At 64.3% G+C, this 19,644-nt stretch carries 17 protein-coding genes; 7 read left to right on the top strand and 10 right to left on the bottom strand.

Annotated elements, in window-relative coordinates; all coding sequences use genetic code 11:
• Nucleotides 1-84 precede the first annotated feature (84 nt).
• From OH705_RS20535 to gloB, 7 genes are all read right to left on the bottom strand, one after another.
• Complete coding sequence (locus tag OH705_RS20535; RefSeq protein WP_267302856.1) at nucleotides 85-1,695, bottom strand: ABC transporter ATP-binding protein; 1,611 nt, start codon at nucleotides 1,693-1,695, stop codon at nucleotides 85-87.
• 1 nt (nucleotide 1,696) lies between these two features.
• Nucleotides 1,697-2,716 carry an ABC transporter permease gene (locus OH705_RS20530; RefSeq protein ID WP_023630279.1) on the bottom strand — a complete coding sequence of 340 codons (1,020 nt, stop codon included), beginning with the start codon at nucleotides 2,714-2,716 and terminating at the stop codon, nucleotides 1,697-1,699.
• A gap of 1 nt (nucleotide 2,717) precedes the next feature.
• Entirely contained in the window at nucleotides 2,718-3,791 is a 1,074-nt protein-coding gene (locus OH705_RS20525; RefSeq protein WP_038706480.1) for a microcin C ABC transporter permease YejB, read from the bottom strand.
• 1 nt (nucleotide 3,792) lies between these two features.
• Nucleotides 3,793-5,625 carry an extracellular solute-binding protein gene (locus OH705_RS20520; protein ID WP_267302855.1) on the bottom strand — a complete coding sequence of 611 codons (1,833 nt, stop codon included), beginning with the start codon at nucleotides 5,623-5,625 and terminating at the stop codon, nucleotides 3,793-3,795.
• Nucleotides 5,622-7,397: an extracellular solute-binding protein gene (locus tag OH705_RS20515; RefSeq protein WP_094012103.1), complete on the bottom strand. Its 1,776-nt coding sequence runs from the start codon at nucleotides 7,395-7,397 to the stop codon at nucleotides 5,622-5,624. The genes OH705_RS20520 and OH705_RS20515 overlap by 4 nt, the downstream gene beginning before the upstream one ends.
• 235 nt (nucleotides 7,398-7,632) lie before the next feature.
• Nucleotides 7,633-9,063, bottom strand: coding sequence for a lytic transglycosylase domain-containing protein (locus OH705_RS20510; protein WP_038706477.1), 1,431 nt, complete (start codon nucleotides 9,061-9,063; stop codon nucleotides 7,633-7,635).
• A 100-nt stretch (nucleotides 9,064-9,163) separates the two neighbouring features.
• Nucleotides 9,164-9,943 carry a hydroxyacylglutathione hydrolase gene (gene gloB, locus OH705_RS20505; RefSeq protein ID WP_267302854.1) on the bottom strand — a complete coding sequence of 260 codons (780 nt, stop codon included), beginning with the start codon at nucleotides 9,941-9,943 and terminating at the stop codon, nucleotides 9,164-9,166.
• A gap of 84 nt (nucleotides 9,944-10,027) precedes the next feature.
• Here gloB and OH705_RS20500 point away from each other — a divergent pair, with 84 nt between their 5' ends.
• The 4 genes from OH705_RS20500 (at nucleotide 10,028) to OH705_RS20485 (ending at nucleotide 14,568) form a co-directional block, all read left to right on the top strand.
• The gene (locus OH705_RS20500) at nucleotides 10,028-10,801 is read left to right on the top strand and encodes a methyltransferase domain-containing protein (RefSeq protein ID WP_038706475.1); all 774 of its coding nucleotides are present in this window, start codon (nucleotides 10,028-10,030) and stop codon (nucleotides 10,799-10,801) included.
• 13 nt (nucleotides 10,802-10,814) lie between these two features.
• A complete protein-coding gene (rnhA, locus tag OH705_RS20495; protein ID WP_267302853.1) occupies nucleotides 10,815-11,261 on the top strand; it encodes a ribonuclease HI in 447 nt (148 codons plus the stop codon).
• A gap of 165 nt (nucleotides 11,262-11,426) precedes the next feature.
• Nucleotides 11,427-12,182 carry a DNA polymerase III subunit epsilon gene (gene dnaQ / locus OH705_RS20490; protein ID WP_023629444.1) on the top strand — a complete coding sequence of 252 codons (756 nt, stop codon included), beginning with the start codon at nucleotides 11,427-11,429 and terminating at the stop codon, nucleotides 12,180-12,182.
• A gap of 142 nt (nucleotides 12,183-12,324) precedes the next feature.
• Nucleotides 12,325-14,568, top strand: coding sequence for an Orn/Lys/Arg decarboxylase N-terminal domain-containing protein (locus OH705_RS20485; RefSeq protein ID WP_104445110.1), 2,244 nt, complete (start codon nucleotides 12,325-12,327; stop codon nucleotides 14,566-14,568).
• On the opposite strand, the gene OH705_RS20480 is transcribed toward OH705_RS20485, so the two are convergent.
• Nucleotides 14,552-14,770, bottom strand: a complete 219-nt coding sequence (locus OH705_RS20480; protein WP_038706474.1) for a hypothetical protein — start codon at nucleotides 14,768-14,770, stop codon at nucleotides 14,552-14,554. The genes OH705_RS20485 and OH705_RS20480 overlap by 17 nt on opposite strands.
• Nucleotides 14,771-14,928: 158 nt before the next feature.
• Between OH705_RS20480 and OH705_RS20475 the strand changes: the two genes are divergently transcribed.
• The gene (locus OH705_RS20475; protein ID WP_023629446.1) at nucleotides 14,929-15,489 is read left to right on the top strand and encodes an NADPH-dependent FMN reductase; all 561 of its coding nucleotides are present in this window, start codon (nucleotides 14,929-14,931) and stop codon (nucleotides 15,487-15,489) included.
• A 70-nt stretch (nucleotides 15,490-15,559) separates the two neighbouring features.
• Here the strand turns inward: OH705_RS20475 and phnX are convergent, their stop codons facing one another.
• Nucleotides 15,560-16,387 carry a phosphonoacetaldehyde hydrolase gene (gene phnX, locus OH705_RS20470; protein ID WP_023629447.1) on the bottom strand — a complete coding sequence of 276 codons (828 nt, stop codon included), beginning with the start codon at nucleotides 16,385-16,387 and terminating at the stop codon, nucleotides 15,560-15,562.
• 34 nt (nucleotides 16,388-16,421) lie between these two features.
• Entirely contained in the window at nucleotides 16,422-17,528 is a 1,107-nt protein-coding gene (locus OH705_RS20465) for a 2-aminoethylphosphonate--pyruvate transaminase (RefSeq protein ID WP_023629448.1), read from the bottom strand.
• 112 nt (nucleotides 17,529-17,640) lie between these two features.
• On the opposite strand from OH705_RS20465, the gene OH705_RS20460 reads away from it, so the two are divergent.
• Nucleotides 17,641-18,498 (top strand): LysR substrate-binding domain-containing protein, encoded by an 858-nt coding sequence (locus OH705_RS20460; RefSeq protein ID WP_023629449.1) that lies wholly within the window; start codon nucleotides 17,641-17,643, stop codon nucleotides 18,496-18,498.
• 97 nt (nucleotides 18,499-18,595) lie between these two features.
• A complete protein-coding gene (locus OH705_RS20455) occupies nucleotides 18,596-19,618 on the top strand; it encodes an AraC family transcriptional regulator (RefSeq protein ID WP_094012087.1) in 1,023 nt (340 codons plus the stop codon).
• The last annotated feature ends 26 nt before the right edge of the window (nucleotides 19,619-19,644 follow it).

The raw sequence follows: 19,644 nt of genomic DNA, 5'->3' as shown, positions 1-19,644 counted from the left end.
GGACGGCCCACCGCGTTACGGCGTAATACCAACAAGGCGGACAGCGGTTACGCGTCCGATGACATTTGAGTTGGCTACGCTGCTTCAGGCGGTCGACGTCGTCCCCAAAAACGCCGCCTCCAACAATTGCCTCGTATACCCATGCTTCGGCTCATGAAATATAGCCCCCGCATCCCCTTGCTCCACCACCTGCCCATGCTTGATCACCATCAACTGATGACTCAACGCCTTGACCACCGCCAGGTCATGGCTGATAAACAGATAAGTCAGGTTGTATTTGACCTGCAAATTCCGCAGCAGCTCAACCACCTGCCGCTGCACCGTCCGGTCCAACGCCGAGGTCGGCTCATCCAGCAGAATCAACGCCGGCTTCAATACCAACGCCCGAGCAATCGCAATCCGCTGCCGCTGCCCGCCGGAAAACTCATGGGGATACCGATGCCGCGTCCGAGGATCCAGCCCCACTTCCTCCAACGCCGCAATAATCGCCGCTTCCTGCTCAGCCGGCGTGCCGATCTTGTGAATCCGTAACCCCTCGCCAACGATATCCGCCACGCACATGCGCGGGCTCAAGCTGCCAAAGGGGTCCTGGAACACCACCTGCATCTCCCGCCGCAGCGGCCGCACTTCCTTCTGGTTCAGCCCCTCAAGATTCTGCCCATGGAAGCGAATCCCGCCCTGACTGGAGATCAACCGCAAGATGGCCAGCCCCAAGGTGGACTTGCCCGAGCCACTCTCGCCAACGATGCCCAGCGTCTGCCCCTGGGGCAGGCTGAAATTGACCCCGTCCACGGCCTTCACATGGTCCACGGTGCGGCGCAGCAGCCCCTTCTTGATCGGGAACCACACTTTCAGGTCCTTCACCTCCAGCAATGGCGCGCCTTCGGCATTCGCAGCCGGTGCGCCGCTGGGCTCGGCGTTGATCAGCATCTGCGTATACGGATGCTGCGGCTTGCTGAACAGCGTGGCGCATTCGGCCTGCTCGACGATCTTGCCGCACTGCATCACGCACACGCGGTGGGCGATGCGGCGTACCAGGTTGAGGTCGTGGCTGATCAGCAGCAGGGCCATGCCGAGGCGCGCCTGCAACGACTTGAGCAGGTCGAGGATCTTCAACTGCACGGTCACGTCGAGCGCCGTGGTGGGCTCGTCGGCAATCAGCAGTTCGGGTTCGTTGGCCAGGGCCATGGCGATCATCACCCGCTGGCGCTGGCCACCGGAGAGCTCGTGGGGCAGGGCTTTCAGGCGCTTGTGCGGCTCGGGAATGCCGACCAGTTCCAGCAGCTCCAGGGTGCGCGCCGTGGCGGCCTTGCCGGTGAGGCCCTTGTGCAACAAGAGGATCTCGTTGATCTGCTTCTCGATGCTGTGCAGCGGGTTCAGCGAGGTCATCGGCTCCTGGAAGATCATCGCGATGCGGTTGCCGCGAATGCGCTGCATGGGCTTTTCGCCCAGGTGCAGCAGGTCCTTGCCTTCATAATGGATGGTGCCAGAAGGATGCCGCGCCAGCGGGTAGGGCAGCAGGCGCAGGATCGAGTGGGCGGTCACCGACTTGCCCGAGCCGCTTTCGCCGACCAGGGCCAGGGTCTCGCCCTTGCGGATGTCGAAGCTGATGCCGTCGACCACGCGGTTGACCTGCTCGCCAGTGACGAACTCCACCGCCAGGTCGCGGACTTCGATCAGGGTGTCTTGGCTCATGTCATTTCCTCGGGTCGAAGGCGTCGCGGGCGGATTCGCCGATGAATACCAGCAGGCTCAGCATCACCGCCAGCACGGCGAAGGCGCTGATACCCAGCCACGGGGCTTGCAGGTTGGACTTGCCCTGGGCCACCAGCTCGCCCAGCGAGGGGGAGCCGGCGGGCAGGCCGAAGCCGAGGAAGTCCAGGGCGGTGAGGGTGCCGATGGCGCCGGTGAGGATGAACGGCATGAAGGTCATGGTCGAGATCATCGCGTTGGGCAGGATATGCCGGTACATGATCGGGCCGTTGCGCATCCCTAAGGCGCGGGCGGCGCGCACGTATTCCAGGTTGCGCCCGCGCAGGAACTCGGCGCGCACCACGTCCACCAGGCTCATCCACGAGAACAGCAGCATGATGCCCAGCAACCACCAGAAGTTGGGCTGCACGAAGCTGGCAAGGATGATCAGCAGGTACAGCACCGGCAGGCCGGACCAGATCTCCAGGAAGCGCTGGCCGGCCAGGTCCACCCAGCCGCCGTAGAAGCCCTGCAAGGCGCCGGCGATCACGCCGATGATGGAGCTGGCGATGGTCAGCGTCAGGGCGAACAGCACCGAGATGCGGAAGCCGTAGATCACCCGGGCCAGCACATCGCGGCCCTGGTCGTCGGTGCCCAGCAGGTTGTCGGTGGAGGGCGGCGCGGGGGCGGGTACTTTCAGGTCGTAGTTGATGCTCTGGTAGCTGTAGGGGATCGGCGCCCACAGCACGAAGGCGTCCTTCTTGGCCAGCAAATCGCGGATATACGGGCTCTTGTAGTTGGCCTCCAGCGGGAACTCGCCGCCGAAGGTGGTCTCCGGGTAGCGCTTGAAGGCGGGGAAGTACCACTCGCCGTCGTAGCGCACGGCAATCGGCTTGTCGTTGGCGATGAACTCGGCGCCCAGGCTGAGCACGAACAGCACCAGGAAGATCCACAGCGACCACCAGCCGCGGCGGTTGGCCTTGAAGCGCTCGAAGCGCCGGCGATTGAGGGGAGAGAGGGCCATGTCAGTGCTCCCGGCTGGCGAAGTCGATGCGCGGATCGACCAGGGTGTAGGTGAGGTCGCCGATCAGCTTCACCACCAAGCCAAGCAGGGTGAAGATGAACAAGGTGCCGAACACCACCGGGTAGTCGCGGTTGATCGCCGCTTCGAAACTCATCAGGCCCAGGCCGTCGAGGCTGAAGATCACCTCGATCAGCAGGGAGCCGGTGAAGAAGATGCCGATGAACGCCGAGGGGAAGCCGGCGATCACCAGCAGCATGGCGTTGCGGAACACATGGCCGTAGAGCACGCGGGTGCGGCTCAGGCCCTTGGCCTTGGCGGTGACCACGTACTGCTTGTTGATCTCGTCGAGGAAGCTGTTCTTGGTCAGCAGGGTCATGGTGGCGAAGTTGCCGATCACCAGGGCGGTGATGGGCAGCACCAGGTGCCAGAAGTAGTCGAGGACCTTGCCGGTGGTGCTCAGCTCGTCGAAGTTGTTGGAGGTGAGCCCGCGCAACGGGAACCAGTCGAAGTAGCTGCCGCCGGCGAACAGCACGATCAGCAGGATGGCGAACAGGAACGCCGGGATGGCGTAGCCGACGATGATCGCCGAGCTGGTCCACACGTCGAAGTGGCTGCCGTGGCGCACGGCCTTGGCGATCCCCAGCGGGATCGACACCAGGTACATGATCAGCGTGCTCCATAGCCCGAGGGAAATGGACACGGGCATCTTCTCGGCGATCAGGTCGATGACCTTGGCGTCGCGGAAGAAGCTGTTGCCGAAGTCCAGCTGGGCATAGTTCTTGACCATGATCCACAGCCGCTCGGGCGCCGACTTGTCGAAGCCGTACATGCGCTCGATCTCGGCGATCAGCGCCGGGTCCAGGCCTTGCGCGCCACGGTAGTTGGAGCCGGCCACCGAGACTTCGGCGCCGCCGCCGGCGATGCGGCTGGTGGCGCCGTCGAAGCCTTCGAGCTTGGCGATCATCTGTTCAACCGGGCCGCCGGGGGCGGCCTGGACGATGATGAAGTTGATGATGAGGATGCCGAACAGGGTGGGGATGATCAGCAGCAGGCGCCGCAGGATATAGGCCAGCATCTCAGTTGGCCTCATCCGCTGCGGCGGCTTCGCTTACCGCGGGCGTGACGTCGGGCTTGATCCACCAGGTGTCGATGCCGATGTCGTACTTGGGCGATACGGCGGGGTGGCCGATATGGTTCCAGTAGGCCACGCGCCAGGTCTTGATGTGCCAGTTGGGGATCACGTAGTAACCCCATTGCAGCACGCGGTCCAGGGCGCGGCAGTGCTCGATCAGGCTCTGCCGGGAGTCGGCGTTGATCAACTGCTCCACCAGCTGGTCGATGCCAGGGTCGCGCAGGCCGATGAAGTTGCGACTGCCGGGGTTGTCGGCGGCGGCGCTGTTCCAGTATTCGCGTTGCTCGTTACCGGGCGAGTTGGATTGCGCGAAGCCGCCGACGATCATGTCGTAGTCACGCGAGCGCAGGCGGGTGATGTACTGCGAAACGTCCACGCGGCGGATCTCGAGGTTGATGCCAAGGTCCGCGAGGTTGCGCTTGAATGGCAGCAGCACGCGCTCGAACTGGGTCTGGGCCAGCAGGAACTCGATGGTCATCGGCTTGCCGTCTTTATCGACCATCTTGTCGTCGACGACCTTCCAGCCGGCCTCCTGCAGCAGCTTGTAGGCCTGGCGCTGCTGGTCGCGGATCATGCCGCTGCCGTCGGTGACCGGGTTGTGGAAGGCGCCGTTGAACACCTCGTCCGGCACCTTGCCGCGCAGCGGCTCGAGGATCTTCAGCTCGGCGGGGCTGGGCAGGCCGCTGGCGGCCATTTCGGAGTTCTCGAAGTAGCTGCCGGTGCGGGTGTAGGCGCCGTTGAACAGCTGCTTGTTGGTCCACTCGAAGTCCAGCAGCAGGCTGATGGCGTGGCGCACGCGGATGTCCTGGAACATCGGCTTGCGCAGGTTGAAGATGAAGCCCTGCATGCCGACGGGGTTGCCGTTGGGCAGTTCTTCCTTGATCAGCCGGCCGTCGCGCACGGCGGGCACGTCGTAGGCGGTGGCCCAGTTCTTTGCGCTCACCTCCAGGCCGTAGTCGAACTGGCCGGCCTTGAGCGCTTCGAGGGCGACGGTGTTGTCGCGGTAGGAGTCGAAGGTCATCACGTCGAAATTGTAGAAGCCGCGGTTGATCGGCAGGTCCTTGGCCCAGTAGTCCTTGACCCGCTCGTAGCGGATCGAGCGGCCGGCCTTCACCTCGGCGACCTTGTATGGGCCGCTGCCGAGCGGGATCTCCAGGTTGCCGCGGTCGAAGTCGCGGCCTTGGTACCAGTGCTTGGGCAGCACCGGCAGTTGGCCGAGGATCAGCGGCAGCTCGCGGTTGTTGTTGTGCTTGAACTTGAACAGCACCTTGAGCGGGTCTTCGGCGACCACTTCAGCGACGTCGCCGTAGTACTGGCGGTACAGCGGCGCGCCGTCCTTGATCAGGGCGTTGAAGGTGAACACCACGTCCTCGGCGCGCATCGGGTGGCCGTCGTGGAAGCGTGCTTCGGGGCGCAGGTAGAAGCGCACCCAGCTGTTGTCGGGGGCCTTTTCGATCTTGCCGGCCACCAGGCCGTACTCGGTGAAGGGTTCGTCCAGGCTCTGGCGCATCAGGGTGTCGTAGATGGCGCCGACGTTGTCGGCGGGCACGCCCTTGTTGATGAACGGGTTGAGGCTGTCGAAGCCGCCGAAGCTGGACTGGCGGAAGGTGCCGCCCTTCGGTGCGTCAGGATTGACGTACTCGAAGTGCTTGAAGTTGGCCGGGTATTTCGGCGCCTCGCCGTACAGGGTCAGGGCGTGTTGCGGGGCGGCCACGGCCGGGAGCGTGAGGCAGGTCAGCAGCAGGCTAGCGGCCAGGCGGCGCAGGGTCGGCGTCATTTGGCTTTCTCCGAAGTCTTCTTGATCCACCAGCTGTTCAGCCCGAGGGTGTAGGGCGGTGTGGTGACGAAGGCGAACCGGTTGCGGTAGGCCAGGCGGTGATTGTCGAGGTACCAGTTGGGGATCATGTAGTACTGCCATGAGAGCACGCGGTCCAGGGCGCGCGCGGCGGCGATCTGGTCATCGCGGCTGCGGGCGGCGAGCAAGGTGTCGAGCAGGTGGTCGACCACCGGGTCCTTCACGCCAGCATAGTTCTTGCTGCCCTTGGTGGCGGCCTGGCTTGAGTGGAAATACAGCCACTGCTCGAGGCCCGGGCTCAGGGTCTGGTTCAGGGTCATCAGGATCATGTCGAAATCGAACTGGTCGAGCCGTTGTTTGTACTGGGCGCGGTCCACGGTGCGCAAGCGCGCATCGATGCCGATGCTGGCCAGATTTTCGACATAAGGTTGCAGGATGCGTTCGAGGTTGGGGTTCACCAGCAGCAACTCCAGCCTGAACGGCTGGCCTTTGCCGTCGACCAGGCGCTGGCCGCTGAGCTTCCAGCCGGCCTGGGCGAATAGGCCCAGGGCCTGGCGCAGGGCGGGGCGGCTGATGCCGCTGCCGTCGGTGTGGCTGACCTGGTAGGGCTCGGTGAACAGCTTGTCCGGCAGCTGGTCGCGGAATGGCTTGAGCAGCAGCCATTCCTTGCCGGTGGGCAGGCCGCTGGCGGTGAAGTCGCTGTTAGGGTAGTAGCTGGTCGAGCGGCGGTAGGCGCTGCTGAACAGGGCGCGGTTGGTCCACTCGAAGTCGAGCATCAGGCCCAGCGCCTGGCGCACCCGAGGGTCGCTGAACGCGGCGCGGCGGCTGTTCATGAACAGGCCTTGGGTTTGCGTGGGGATCTTGTGCGGGATCTGCGCCTTGATCACCTCGCCACGGCGCACGGCAGGGAAGTTGTAGCCGTTGGCCCAGTTCTTCGCCTGGTGCTCGATGTAGATATCGAATTCACCGGCCTTGAACGCCTCGAAGGCCACGGTGGCGTCGCGGTAGAACTCGTACTCGACGCGCTTGAAATTGTACTTGCCGCGGTTGACCGCCAGGTCCTTGCCCCAGTAGTCCTTCACCCGTTCGAACACCAGCCGGCGACCGGGTTGCACTTCGCTGATGCGGTAGGGGCCGCTGCCCAGCGGCGGCTCGAAGGTGGTGGCCTTGAAGTCGCGTTTGGCCCAGTAGTGCTTGGGCAGCACCGGCATTTCGCCCAGGCGCAGGATCAGCAGCGGGTTGCCGGCGCGCTTGAATACGAAGCGGATGCGCAGCGGCCCGAGGATATCGACCCGGGCCACTTCCTGCAGGTTGGTGCGGTAGATCGGGTGGCCGTCCTTGAGCAGGGTGCGGTAGGAAAACGCCACGTCCTGCGCGGTGATCGGCACGCCATCGTGGAAGCGCGCCTCGGGGCGCAGATTGAACACCACCCAGCTGCGGTCCTCGCTGTACTCGACCGAGCGGGCGATCAGGCCGTAGCTGGAGGTGGGTTCGTCGCCGGACGGGTCGTACATGCCGGTGCCGACCATCAGCGGCTCGTTGAGCTCGTTGATGCCGTACTGCAGGAAGTTGGGCGTGGTGACCGGGCTCGAGCCCTTGAAGGTGTAGGGGTTGAGCGTGTCGAAGGTGCCGAAGGCCATGGCCCGCAACGTGCCGCCTTTAGGGGCTTGCGGGTTGACCCAGTCGAAGTGGGTGAAACTGGCCGGGTACTTGAGCGTGCCGAACTGCGCGTATCCGTGGCTTTCGCTCACCATCGCGACGGCGGGGAAGCTCAAGGCCAGGCTGAGTGACAGCAGGAGGGGACGTATCAAGTCGGCATCCGATCCAGAGGGCGTTGGGCTTGGTTCGGGATACAGTAACAGCTTGTCTGGAATGGAAAAAGGGTAGGGCGCGGGGCTTTGCTTCAGCCTTCAAAGCATCGCGGGGCCAGCCCGCTCCCACGCCGATCGCGACTGGCGTGGGAGGAGGACAGGCCCCGCGAGCGAGATATCAGCGTGCCAGGTAGACGGTCAGGGTCTGGCCCGGCTTGAGCGCGTGCCCGGTGCGTGGGTTCCAGCGCTTGAGGTGCTTCATCTCGACGTTGAAACGCTTGGCCACCAGGTAGTACGAATCGCCCTTGCGCACCTTGTACTGGGTGGAGCGCTGCTTGGAGTCGGCCACGCGGTTGGCTGCCGCGCTCGGCGCGCTGCCGCCACGCAGGGCCAGGACCTGGCCGACCTTGAGGTTGTTGCCACGGATGCGGTTCCAGCTTTGCAGCTGCTTGACCGACACCCGGTTGGCCTTGGCGATGCTGCCCAGGTTGTCGCCACGCTTGACCCGGTAGCTGCGCGCCGCGGGGGCCTTGGCCTCGGCCAGGGCGGCCTGGAACACGGCCTTGTTCGGTTGCAGGCTGACCAGTTCCTCGGGCTTGAGGTTGGACATGCGGTCGCTGAGCAGTTGCGCCTTGGCAGTCGGCACCAGCAGTTGCTGCGGACCGTCCACGGTCATGCGCTTCTTGAAGGCGGGGTTGAGCTGGATCAGTTCGTCTTCGTCGATGTCGGCGAAGGCGGCCACGCGGGACAGATCGAGGCGGTCGTTGATGGCGATAGCTTCGAAGTACGGCTCGTTTGCAATCGGGTTCAGGTTGACCCCGTAGGCGGCCGGGGTGTTGACCACCTGCGACAGGGCCAGCAGCTTGGGCACGTAGTCGCGGGTTTCCTGCGGCAGCGGCAGGTTCCAGTAGTCGGTCGGCAGGCCCAGGCGCTCGTTGCGCTCGATGGCGCGGCTGACCGTGCCCTCACCGGCGTTATAGGCCGCCAGGGCCAGCAGCCAGTCGCCGTTGAACATGTCGTGCAGGCGGTTCAGGTAGTCCAGCGCGGCGTTGGTCGAGGCGGTGACGTCGCGCCGACCATCGTAGAAGTTGGTCTGGCGCAGGTTGAAGTGGCGCCCGGTGGACGGGATGAACTGCCACATGCCGGCGGCGTGCGCCCGGGAGTAGGCCATCGGGTTGTAGGCGCTCTCGATGGCCGGCAGCAGGGCCAGCTCCAGCGGCATGTCGCGCTCTTCGAGGCGCTCGACGATGTAGTGCAGGTAGAGGCTGCCTCGCTCGCCGGCGTTCTCGAGGAACGACGGGTTGCTGGCGAACCACAGGCGCTGCTGTTCGATGCGCGGGTTGACGTCCATGCCGTCCTGCAGGGCGAAGCCCTGGCGCATGCGCTCCCAGACGTCCTGTGGCGGTGCCTGTTCCTTGGGCTTGACCACCAGCGGCGCCGGTTTGTGCTTGATCCGCGCCTGGTAATTGTGCGCGCGAACGCTGTCGGCTTCGTCGAGCTGACGGGTGCTCTGGCAGCCGACCAGGGTGGCGGCCAGCGCCAGTGCACTGATCTGGGCCAGTCGCGTCAGGGCGACCGAATGAGAGGTTCTGCGGCTACGGGAAGACATCGGCTGGGACGGTTATCCGGGCAAAAAAGTTGGGCGATTCTAGAAACCGCTCCCGGCCGGGTCAACCATAGAGCCTACGATGCGATATATCTTCGGGTTATCAGAACACGTCCTTCCAAGACCTCAAGGCAGCAAAAACAGTGGCTTGGCTAGGGTTGGAATGTCCCTTCCATTCGTCTGCTTTTTGTTTAACGGATGTTTCAGCGGTACGTAAAAACGGATTAGTCAGGCACTCGAGGCCGATGCTCGAGGGCAAGGTGATGCGATTGTCCGCGCGCAACCGGGTAACGTCCTCTAACCGTTGGCGAACGTGTTCGTTGTCGGGTTCCACGGCACGGGCGAAGCGCAGGTTGCTCAGGGTGTATTCGTGGGCGCAGTACACTTCGGTTTCGGCGGGCAGCGCCGCCAGGCGTTGCAGCGAATGGTGCATTTGCTCGGGCGTGCCTTCGAACAAGCGGCCGCAGCCGGCGGCGAACAGGGTGTCGCCACTGAACAGTAGCGGTGTGGGCGATTGCGCAGTGTAATAGGCGATATGCCCCAGGGTGTGGCCGGGCATGGCCAGGACGTCGAAGGCAAGGCCCAGCACCTCGATGCGGGCGCCGTCTGCCAGGGCGATATCGCGGCCCGGGATACGTTCGCTGGCCGGGCCGTACACCTGGGCGCCGGTGGTCTCTTTCAAGGCTTCGACGCCGCCGACGTGGTCATGGTGGTGGTGGGTGACGAGGATTGCCTCCAATGCCCAGTCCGGGTGCTGCTCCAGCCACGCGCGCACCGGCGCGGCGTCACCGGGGTCGACCACTGCGCAGCGGCGATTGGCAGTATCCTGTAACAACCAGATGTAGTTGTCGTTGAAAGCGGGTAGGGCATCGATCTGTATCATGTGCGGATCCGTATCGCCAAGCCTGGACATTGAGGGCATCTTAGCCGCGATGGCGCGAGCGGAGAACCTTCGAGGGAGAACGCAATGACCGACCAAGCCTTCGCCCAGGCCGACCCCGACTGGGTCGAGCTGATCCGCCTGGCCCGCGACTGGTTCGATGGGCCTCTTGGGCAGTTGATGCTCAAGGAGGAGGAAAAGTTGCTCGAAGAAGAGCTGCGGCGCTTCTTCGGTGGCTACCTTGTGCACTACGGCCCCTGCGCCGAACCTCCGCCCAACGCCCCGCAGGTGCAGCGCAACGTGCGCCTGGGCGCGCCGCTGCCGGGGGTGGAAATCGTCTGCGAGGAGCAGGCCTGGCCGTTGTCGGAGCACGCCGCCGACGTGGTGGTGCTGCAGCATGGCCTGGACTTCAGCCTGTCCCCTCACGGGCTGCTGCGCGAGGCGGCCAGTTCCGTGCGCCCGGGGGGCCACCTGCTGATCATCGGGATCAACCCCTGGAGCAGTTGGGGCGTGCGCCATTTCTTTAGCCACGGGGCCTTGCGCAAGGCCCGTTGCATCTCGCCGTCGCGGGTCGGCGACTGGCTCAACCTGCTGGGCTTCGCGCTGGAGAAACGCCGCTTCGGGTGTTATCGTCCGCCGCTTGCCTCGCCGGCCTGGCAGCAGCGCCTGGCTGGCTGGGAGCGCGTGGCCGGTGGCTGGCAGACTGCCGGTGGCGGTGTCTACCTGCTGGTGGCACGCAAGATGGTGGTGGGCCTGCGGCCGCTGCGCCTGGAGCGCCGTGAGCCGATGGGCAAGCTGCTGCCGCTGCCGCTGGCCAAGGTCAACCGCAGCGCCACCCATCCCGAATCTGAAAAGCACTGAACATGAGTGGTACATGAGCGATAGCGTCGAGATCTACACCGATGGTGCCTGCAAGGGCAACCCTGGCCCGGGCGGCTGGGGCGTGCTGATTGTCTACAAGGGCGTCGAGAAGGAGCTGTGGGGCGGCGAGCGCGAGACCACCAACAACCGCATGGAACTGATGGCGGCGATCGAGGGCCTCAAGGCGCTCAAGCGCGAGTGTGAGGTGCTGCTGACCACCGACTCGCAGTACGTCATGAAGGGCATCAACGAGTGGATGGTCAACTGGAAGAAACGCGGGTGGAAGACCGCCGCGAAAGAACCGGTGAAGAACGCCGACCTGTGGGCGCAGCTCGATGAACAGGTCAACCGGCACAAGGTGACCTGGAAGTGGGTCCGTGGGCATATCGGCCATCCGGGCAACGAGCGTGCCGACCAGTTGGCCAATCGTGGGGTTGATGAGGTTCGCGCGCAACGTTGATCGTGTTGCGGGCCATCGCGGGGCAAGTCGGGTCGCCGCATCGCCGCTCCCACGAGATGACTGCTGGCTGCGTGGGGGCGGGCTTGCCCCGCGATGACCGCAAAACGGCCCCGATTTCGTTATACTCCCACCCCGAATTCAAGCACCGCCAGTTGGAGTCCCCGCGTGGAGCAGCAGCAAGACAAACGGTTCGTCATCCTCGACACCGAGACCACCGGCATGCCAGTGGCCGAAGGCCACCGCATCATCGAGATCGGTTGTGTCGAGGTCGTGGGCCGGCGCCTTACCGGGCGGCATTTCCACGTTTACCTGCAGCCCGACCGTGAGAGTGACGAGGGCGCGATCAACGTCCACGGCATCACCGACGCCTTCCTGGTCGGCAAACCGCGTTTCGGCGATGTGGCCGAGGAGTTTTTCGAGTTCATCCAGGGCGCCACCCTGGTCATCCACAACGCCGCGTTTGACGTTGGCTTCATCAACAACGAGTTCGCCCTGATCGGCCAGCAGGATCGTGCCGATATTTCGCAGCATTGCCCGATCCTCGACACCCTGATGATGGCGCGCTCGCGCCACCCGGGGCAGCGCAACAGCCTCGATGCCCTGTGCAAACGCTACGGCATCGACAACTCCGGCCGTGAGCTGCACGGCGCACTGCTCGACTCGGAACTGCTGGCCGACGTCTACCTGGCGATGACCGGTGGCCAGACCAGCCTGTCGCTGGCGGGCGAAGGGGCGGGTGACGAGGATGGGCAAGGGGCAACCGGTAGCGAGATTCGCCGTATTGTCGGGCGTGCGCCGGGGCGGGTGATCCTGGCCAGCGAGGAAGAACTCGAGGCCCATGCCGAACGCTTGGCGGCCATTGCCAAGTCGGCGGGTGGGCCGTCGATGTGGCAGGCATTGACCGAGCCAGCCGCCAGCTGACTCGAAGGCAGGCCCGGCCCATCGCTGGCAAGCCAGCTCCCACAGGGACCGCATCCAGCGCTGCACCTTGTGAGCCGGCCTGGCGATGACAGCATCACACTCGACTACCCTGAGGGAAATTACCCGCAGAGGTAGCCGCCCGATGTACAAGGACCTGCAGTTCCCGATCCTCATCGTCCACCGGGCCATCAAGGCCGACACCGTCGCCGGCGAGCGAGTGCGCGGCATCGCCGATGAACTGGCCCGTGACGGCTTCGCCATCCTCGCCGTCGCCGATCAGGCCGAAGCACGGCTGGTGGCCGCCACCCATCACGGCCTGGCCTGCATGCTGATTGCCGCCGAGGGTGTCGGCGACGACAGCCGCCTGTTGCAGAATATGGCGGAACTGATCCGCCTGGCCCGGCTGCGGGCACCCAACCTGCCGATTTTTGCCTTGGGCGAGCAGGTCACTCTGGAGAATGCACCCGCCGAGGCCATGGGCGAGCTGAATCAGTTGCGCGGCATTCTCTATCTATTCGAAGACACAGTGCCGTTTCTCGCCCGCCAGGTGGCGCGGGCCGCGCACAATTACCTCGATGGCCTGCTGCCACCGTTCTTCAAGGCCTTGGTACAGCACACCGCGCAATCTAACTACTCCTGGCACACGCCGGGCCACGGCGGTGGCGTCGCCTACCGCAAGAGCCCGGTGGGGCAGGCCTTCCATCAGTTCTTCGGTGAAAACACCCTGCGCTCGGACCTGTCGGTCTCGGTGCCGGAGCTGGGCTCGCTGCTCGACCACACTGGCCCGCTGGCCGCCGCCGAGGCACGGGCGGCACGCAACTTCGGTGCCGACCATACCTTCTTCGTCATCAATGGCACCTCAACCGCCAACAAGATCGTCTGGCATGCCATGGTCGGGCGCGGGGACCTGGTGCTGGTGGACCGCAACTGCCACAAGTCGGTGGTGCACGCGATCATCATGACCGGCGCCATCCCCATCTACCTGTGCCCGGAGCGCAATGAGCTGGGCATCATCGGGCCGATCCCGCTCAGCGAGTTCAGCCCGGCGTCTATCCAAGCGAAGGTCCAGGCCCATCCGCTGGCCCAGGGAAAGCCTGCGAAGATCAAGCTCGCCGTGGTCACCAACTCCACCTATGACGGCCTGTGCTACCACGCCGGGATGATCAAGCAGGCCCTGGGTGCCAGTGTCGAGGTGCTGCACTTCGACGAGGCCTGGTTCGCCTATGCCGCCTTCCATGAATTCTTCGTCGACCGCTATGCCATGGGTACGCCACGTGGCGACGACGGGCCGCTGCTGTTCAGCACCCATTCCACCCACAAGCTACTGGCGGCCTTCAGCCAGGCCTCGATGATCCATGTGCAGGACGGTGCCAGCCGCCAGTTGGACCGCGACCGCTTCAACGAAGCGTTCATGATGCATATCTCCACCTCGCCGCAGTACAGCATCCTCGCCTCGCTGGACGTGGCCTCGGCGATGATGGAAGGCCCGGCGGGGCGTTCGCTGTTGCAGGAGATGTTCGACGAGGCCCTGAGCTTTCGCCGGGCGCTGGCCAATCTGCGCGAGCACCTCGCCGTCGATGACTGGTGGTTCAGTATCTGGCAGCCGCCAGCGACGCACGTCGACGAGGGTCAGGCGGCGGTGGACTGGCTGCTTCAGCCGGGCGCCGAGTGGCACGGTTTCGGCGGGCTTGGCGAGAACTATGTATTGCTCGACCCGCTCAAGGTCACCCTGGTGATGCCAGGCGCTGCTGGGGCGACGGATGGCCATGGGATTCCTGCGGCGGTGGTGGGCAAGTTTCTCTGGGAGCGCGGGCTGGTAGTGGAGAAGACTGGTTTGTACAGCTTTTTGGTGCTGTTCTCGATGGGGATCACCAAGGGCAAGTGGAGCACACTGCTCACCGAGCTGCTGGAGTTCAAACGCCACTACGACGCCAATACCGCGCTGGCCGACTGCCTGCCAAGTGTGGTGGTGGAGCAACCATCACGGTACCTGGGGTTAGGGCTGCGCGATTTGTGCCAGCAACTGCATGGTTTCTATCGTGGCAATGCCACTTCAAAACAGCTCAAGCTGCTGTTCACCCGTTTGCCAGAGGTGGCGATGACACCCGCCGATGCCTATGACCGGATGGTGCGTGGGTCAGTCGAGGCAGTGCCGATCGAGCAACTGCTAGGTCGGGTGGCGGCGGTGATGTTGGTGCCCTATCCACCCGGGATCCCGTTGATCATGCCCGGCGAGCGCTTCACTGAGGTGACCCGCTCGATCCTGGTCTACCTGGACTGCGCCCGAGCCTTTGACCAGGGTTTCCCTGGCTTCGTCGCCGATGTGCATGGCCTGCAGCGCGAGGGAACGCTGTACACCGTCGACTGCGTCAAGGAATACGAATGATCTCGACGCCAGTCTGGGCCAGTTCGAAACGGTCGTCGCCCAGATGGTTGACGCGATCGCCGATGGCCAGGCGATAGCTGGTGACCGGGGCCCCGAGGATACTGCCGTCGGCCTGGAGGGTGGACTCCTGGAACTCGTGGACGGGGTAGATGCGGCCTTCGGCGTCACGGGCGTGGAACTGGCCGACCATTACTGCTGCCATTTAGGTGGAAACCTCTGAATCGTGTAGGAAATGTCTGTAGGCATAGACCAGTGAAATGCTTGGGAAGTTTTCAGCCGAATGGAAAAAAACCGTGAAGCCGAGGAACGGTCATCTATAACTAACTGGTCCCATTCCCAGAGCAGAGGTTGCAAAACGCCATGAGCCAGGTTTATTCGGTAGCGGTTGTCGTCGGCAGCTTGCGCAAGGACTCCTTCAACCGCAAGGTGGCCCGCGCGCTCTCTGAGCTGGCGCCGTCCAGCCTTGCCCTGAGGATCGTCGAGATCGGCGATTTGCCGTTGTACAACGAGGACGTCGAGGCCGAGGGCGCTCCCGAGGCGTGGAAGCATTTTCGCGACGAGATCCGTCGCAGTGACGCGGTGTTGTTCGTCACCCCGGAGTACAACCGTTCGGTGCCGGGCGGGTTGAAGAACGCCATCGACGTCGGATCGCGGCCTTACGGGCAGAGCGTATGGGGTGGCAAACCGGCGGCGGTGGCCAGTGTGTCGCCCGGGGCGATCGGCGGGTTTGGTGCCAATCATGCCGTGCGTCAGTCGCTGGTGTTCCTCGACATGCCGTGCATGCAAATGCCCGAGGCCTACATCGGCGGTGCTGCAACGTTGTTCGATGACAGTGGCAAGTTGAGTGACAAGACTCGGCCGTTCCTGCAGGGGTTCATCGACAAGTTTGCCTCGTGGGTGAAGCTGAACCGGGCGGTCTGAAGATGCCTCATCGCCGGCAAGCCGGCTCCTGTGGGAGCCGGCTTGCCGGCGATGGCCATCACGCGGACGATCAGCAAGCCTGCGGCATCTCCCCCTTGGCCAACCGCCGGTTGATATCGGCGATCACCTCGGGCAGCTCGTTGATGGTGTCGATCAGGTAGTGCGGGCGCGACCCTGCAAACATCGCGTGAATACGCTTGCGCTCGCTCTCCAGTTTTTCCGCGCTCAAGGCCTGGTAACCTTCCCAGGTCAGACCCAGGGCATTGCCCGAGCACACCAGCGCGACAGTCCACATTCCGGCGCGGCGGCCTTCGAGGATACCCGGCACGGTGTCGTCGACTTTCACACAGGCCGCCACATCGTCGATCCCCAGCGCGATCACGTTGGCCAGGGCCTGAGCTGGCCAGGGGCGGCCGTTCGGGGTCTCGTCGGTGGCCACCACATGGTCGGCCACGTAGCCGTTCTGCGCGGCCAGCTCGACCACCTTGTCCATCACCACTTTCGGGTAGCCCGAGCAGGAGCCGATCTTCAGGCCGCCCTTGCGCAGGCCAGTGAGGGTGTCCAGCGCACCCGGGATCAGCGCCGAGTGCACAGCGATCTTCTCGATCTGCAGCGGCATGAAGCGTTCGTAGATGGCGGTCACGTCATCATCGGTCGGTGTGCGGCCGAACGCCTTGCGGTAGCGCTCGGCGATCTCGGGCACATCGCACAGGGTGCGGATATGGTCCCACTTGCCCATGCCCATGGGGCCTCGGGCTTCCTCGATGGACACTTGCACGTCGAATTCGGCGAAGGCCTCGACGAAAATCTGCGTAGGGGCGAAGGAGCCGAAGTCGACCACGGTACCGGCCCAGTCGAGGATGGCGGCTTGCAGCTGGGTGGGATTGCTGTAGTTCATGTGCGCGTTTTCCTTGAGTTCGATGGGCAAAGTGTCAGATGTCCAGCACTTCCATTTCCCGCAGCACCTCGGCCACGGCATTGACGGCGGCCTGCATGCCATCGGCGCCGACCACGCCGATGCAGCCGACGCGGAAGGTCTCGACCTGGGTCAATTTGCCCGGATAGAGGATGAAGCCCTTGGCCTTGACCCGTTCGTAGAATGCCTTGAACTGGTAGCGGGCATCGTTCGGCGCGTGGAAGGTGACGATGATCGGCGCCTGGATTGCGGCCGGCAGGAAGCTGCGCAGGCCTATGGCGGCCATACCGTCGAGCAGGGTCTTGCAGTTGTCGGCGTAACGCTGGTGGCGCGCTGGCAGGCCACCTTCCTCGTTGTACTGCTGCAGGGCTTCGTGCAGGGCGGCTACCACATGGGTCGGTGGGGTGAAGCGCCACTGGCCGGTCTTGGCCATGTAAACGTGCTGGTCGTGCAGGTCCATGGCCAGCGAATGGGCGTTGCCCTCGGCAGCGGCCAGGGCGGCTTTCTCGGCAAAGACGAAGCCCATGCCAGGCACGCCTTCCAGGCACTTGCCCGAGGCGGCGATCAGCGCTTCGAAAGGCACCTGGCTGGCGTCGATCGGCAGCGCGCCGAACGAACTCATGGCATCGATGATCAGGCGCTTGCCGTGGCGCTGGACAACCTGGGCAATCTCAGCCAGTGGGTTGAGAATGCCGGTGCTGGTCTCGCAGTGAATCAGTGCCACGTGGGTGACGGCAGGGTCGGCGGCCAGCAACTGGTCGACATCGGCGGCGGTGGTTGGTTGGTCTTCGGCGGTTTCGAAGGTGCTGTAGGGACGGCCCAGCACTTTGCAGATCTTCGCCAGGCGCTGGCCATAGGCACCGTTGATCAGGACCAGCACTTTGCCGTCACGCGGGACCAGGGTGCCGATGGCCGCTTCCACGGCGAAGGTCCCGCTGCCTTGGAGGGGCACGCAGTGGTGGCTGGCGCTGCCATTGATGATTGCCAGCAGTTGCTCGCACACACTGGCGGTCAGCTGGTTGAAGTCGCGGTCCCAGGAGCCCCAGTCCACCAGCATGGCTTGGCGGGTGCGGGACGAGGTCGTCAGGGGGCCGGGGGTCAGCAGGATCGGGGCGTTGCTCATTCCGTTATTCCTCACAAGCGGTGGTCTGGAACTACGGGGCTTAGGTTGCAATTCGGGCTTTCATCAATCAAATTGTTTGTTGTTATCCGAGCTATAACTAAGGCCGATACTAATGAACCTGTTCCAGCTACGTGCCTTCGATGCTGTCGCCCGTGAAGGCAGTTTCACCCGTGCCGCTGCGCGTCTGTTCATCAGCCAGCCGGCGGTGACGGGGCACGTCAAGGCGCTGGAGGAGCACTACCAGATCACCTTGCTGCGGCGTACTGCACGGCGGGTGGAACTGACCGAGGAGGGTACCCGCCTGGCCGCGATCACCCGTGCCATGTTCGGCATGGCTGAAGAGGCGCAGGCCATGCTCGAAGCCAATCGCCAACTGCTCACCGGGCGCTTGGAGGTGGCCGCTGACGGGCCGCACCGGGTGATGCCAATGCTGGCCCAGCTGCGTGCCCGCTTCCCAGGCATTACCGTCAACCTGCGTTTGGGCAATGCTCAGGAAACCCTGGCAGCGTTGTTGTCCGAGCACGCCGACGTGGCGCTACTGACCGAGGTTGAGCCGCGCAAGGGGCTCTACCTGCAAAGCCTGGGAGACTCGCGCCTGTGTGCCTTGCTGCCGGTTGACCATCCTTTGGCTGGGGCCGCAGACGACTTGGCCATCGACGCGCTGGACCGACAGATTATGGTGCTGCGTGAACCGAATTCGATTACCCGCCGCACCTTCGACCAGGCCTGCGCCCTGGTGCAGGTGCAGCCGCGTGTGCTGCTGGAGCTCGACAGTCGGGAGGCCGTGACCGAAGCGGTGGCGGCACGGTTGGGCATCGGTATCGTATCGTCGGTGGAGTTGGCGCATGATCCGCGGGTAGTGGCCAGGCCCCTGGCTGGCGAGGGGCTGCTCAACCGGCACATGATCGGCTGCCTTGAGCGGCGCCGCGAATTGCGCCTGATCCAGGCTTTCCTAGGGCTGGCGGCATGATCGTGTGTTGCGCTGGTCGTACCTGGTGCGAGGGCCTGAGGCTGGCATTTTCGGTCCAGCGGCCTAAGATGGCCGTTGGATCGCCCCGGATCAACCGATGAGCACGAAAGACACGATTTCCATGCAACTGGTGCGCGAGGCCCTGTTGCAGACCTGCCGTGGCGACGAAGCGGATGCTGCTTTGCTGGCACGTGCCGGTATCGATGCTGGCGCCCTGTACCTGCCCGAGGCGCGTGTTGCCGCGCAATCCTATGCGCGCCTCTGGCGCTTGCTGGCCCGCCGTTGCGACGACGAGTTTTTCGCCATGGATGCTCGCGGGCTGCGTACCGGCAGCCTGGCGTTCATGTGCCGTGCGAGCATGGCGCAGCAAACTCTGGGCGACGGTCTCGAGATGGCGCTGAAGTTTCTTGCACTGATGCTCGAAGATCTGCAGCCGTGCCTGGTGCGGCAACAGGGGTTGGCGCAACTGGTCATTGATGAACCGCGCGCCGAGCCGCGTCGAGCCTTCACCTATTTCACCTTCTGGATGATCGTGCACGGCGTGGCCTGCTGGCTGGCCGGGCGGCGCATCCCTATCCTGGGCATCGAATTGCGCTGCGCCGAACCGCCGTTTTGTGATGATTACCGGGTCATGTTCTCCGAGAACCTGCAGTTCGACCGTCCGCGGACACGCATGATCATCCCAGCAGATTGTCTCGGCCTGCCGTTGCGGCGCAGCGAGCAGGAGTTGCAGCGCTTTCTCGCTCAAGCACCGGGTAATATCCTGGTGCGTTATCGCGACCCGACCAGCTTGGCACGGCGTATTCGCACCGACCTGCTGCGCCAGGCCCCCGCGCAGTGGCCGGCGTTGGATAGCCTGGCGCAAAGCCTGTGCCTGTCTGCTTCGACCCTGCGCAGGCGTCTTGCCGAAGAGGGGCAGACCTACCAAAGGCTGAAGGACAGTGTGCGGCGTGAGCTCGCCACTACCTGGCTGGTGGGCGCGGAACCGGCGATGGGCGAGATCGCCGAACGTTTGGGGTTTGCCGATGCCAGCTCGTTCTACAAGGCCTTTCGCAAGTGGTTCGGGTGCAACCCGGGGCAGTACCGCGCTGTGATCCAGGCGCGCCACGCTGGCAATTGATTCCGTCTGCAGTGGAGCGGGCAGAT

Origin of the sequence: Pseudomonas sp. BJa3 (genome assembly GCF_026343815.1) — a bacterium.
GTDB classification, from domain to species: Bacteria; Pseudomonadota; Gammaproteobacteria; order Pseudomonadales; family Pseudomonadaceae; genus Aquipseudomonas; species Aquipseudomonas soli.
Note: the sequence above shows the minus strand (reverse complement) of the source record. Positions and strands in the feature narration are given on the sequence as shown.

Coding starts and splice junctions, on each gene's coding strand:
- OH705_RS20465 (WP_023629448.1), bottom strand. CDS start 17,528: ATGAGCAACGCCCCGATCCTGCTGACCCCCGGCCCCCTGACGACCTCG.
- gloB (WP_267302854.1), bottom strand. CDS start 9,943: ATGATACAGATCGATGCCCTACCCGCTTTCAACGACAACTACATCTGG.
- OH705_RS20485 (WP_104445110.1), top strand. CDS start 12,325: ATGTACAAGGACCTGCAGTTCCCGATCCTCATCGTCCACCGGGCCATC.
- OH705_RS20510 (WP_038706477.1), bottom strand. CDS start 9,063: ATGTCTTCCCGTAGCCGCAGAACCTCTCATTCGGTCGCCCTGACGCGA.
- rnhA (WP_267302853.1), top strand. CDS start 10,815: ATGAGCGATAGCGTCGAGATCTACACCGATGGTGCCTGCAAGGGCAAC.
- OH705_RS20480 (WP_038706474.1), bottom strand. CDS start 14,770: ATGGCAGCAGTAATGGTCGGCCAGTTCCACGCCCGTGACGCCGAAGGC.
- OH705_RS20535 (WP_267302856.1), bottom strand. CDS start 1,695: ATGAGCCAAGACACCCTGATCGAAGTCCGCGACCTGGCGGTGGAGTTC.
- OH705_RS20515 (WP_094012103.1), bottom strand. CDS start 7,397: ATGGTGAGCGAAAGCCACGGATACGCGCAGTTCGGCACGCTCAAGTAC.
- OH705_RS20525 (WP_038706480.1), bottom strand. CDS start 3,791: ATGCTGGCCTATATCCTGCGGCGCCTGCTGCTGATCATCCCCACCCTG.
- phnX (WP_023629447.1), bottom strand. CDS start 16,387: ATGAACTACAGCAATCCCACCCAGCTGCAAGCCGCCATCCTCGACTGG.
- OH705_RS20520 (WP_267302855.1), bottom strand. CDS start 5,625: ATGACGCCGACCCTGCGCCGCCTGGCCGCTAGCCTGCTGCTGACCTGC.
- OH705_RS20500 (WP_038706475.1), top strand. CDS start 10,028: ATGACCGACCAAGCCTTCGCCCAGGCCGACCCCGACTGGGTCGAGCTG.
- OH705_RS20460 (WP_023629449.1), top strand. CDS start 17,641: ATGAACCTGTTCCAGCTACGTGCCTTCGATGCTGTCGCCCGTGAAGGC.
- OH705_RS20455 (WP_094012087.1), top strand. CDS start 18,596: ATGAGCACGAAAGACACGATTTCCATGCAACTGGTGCGCGAGGCCCTG.
- OH705_RS20530 (WP_023630279.1), bottom strand. CDS start 2,716: ATGGCCCTCTCTCCCCTCAATCGCCGGCGCTTCGAGCGCTTCAAGGCC.
- OH705_RS20475 (WP_023629446.1), top strand. CDS start 14,929: ATGAGCCAGGTTTATTCGGTAGCGGTTGTCGTCGGCAGCTTGCGCAAG.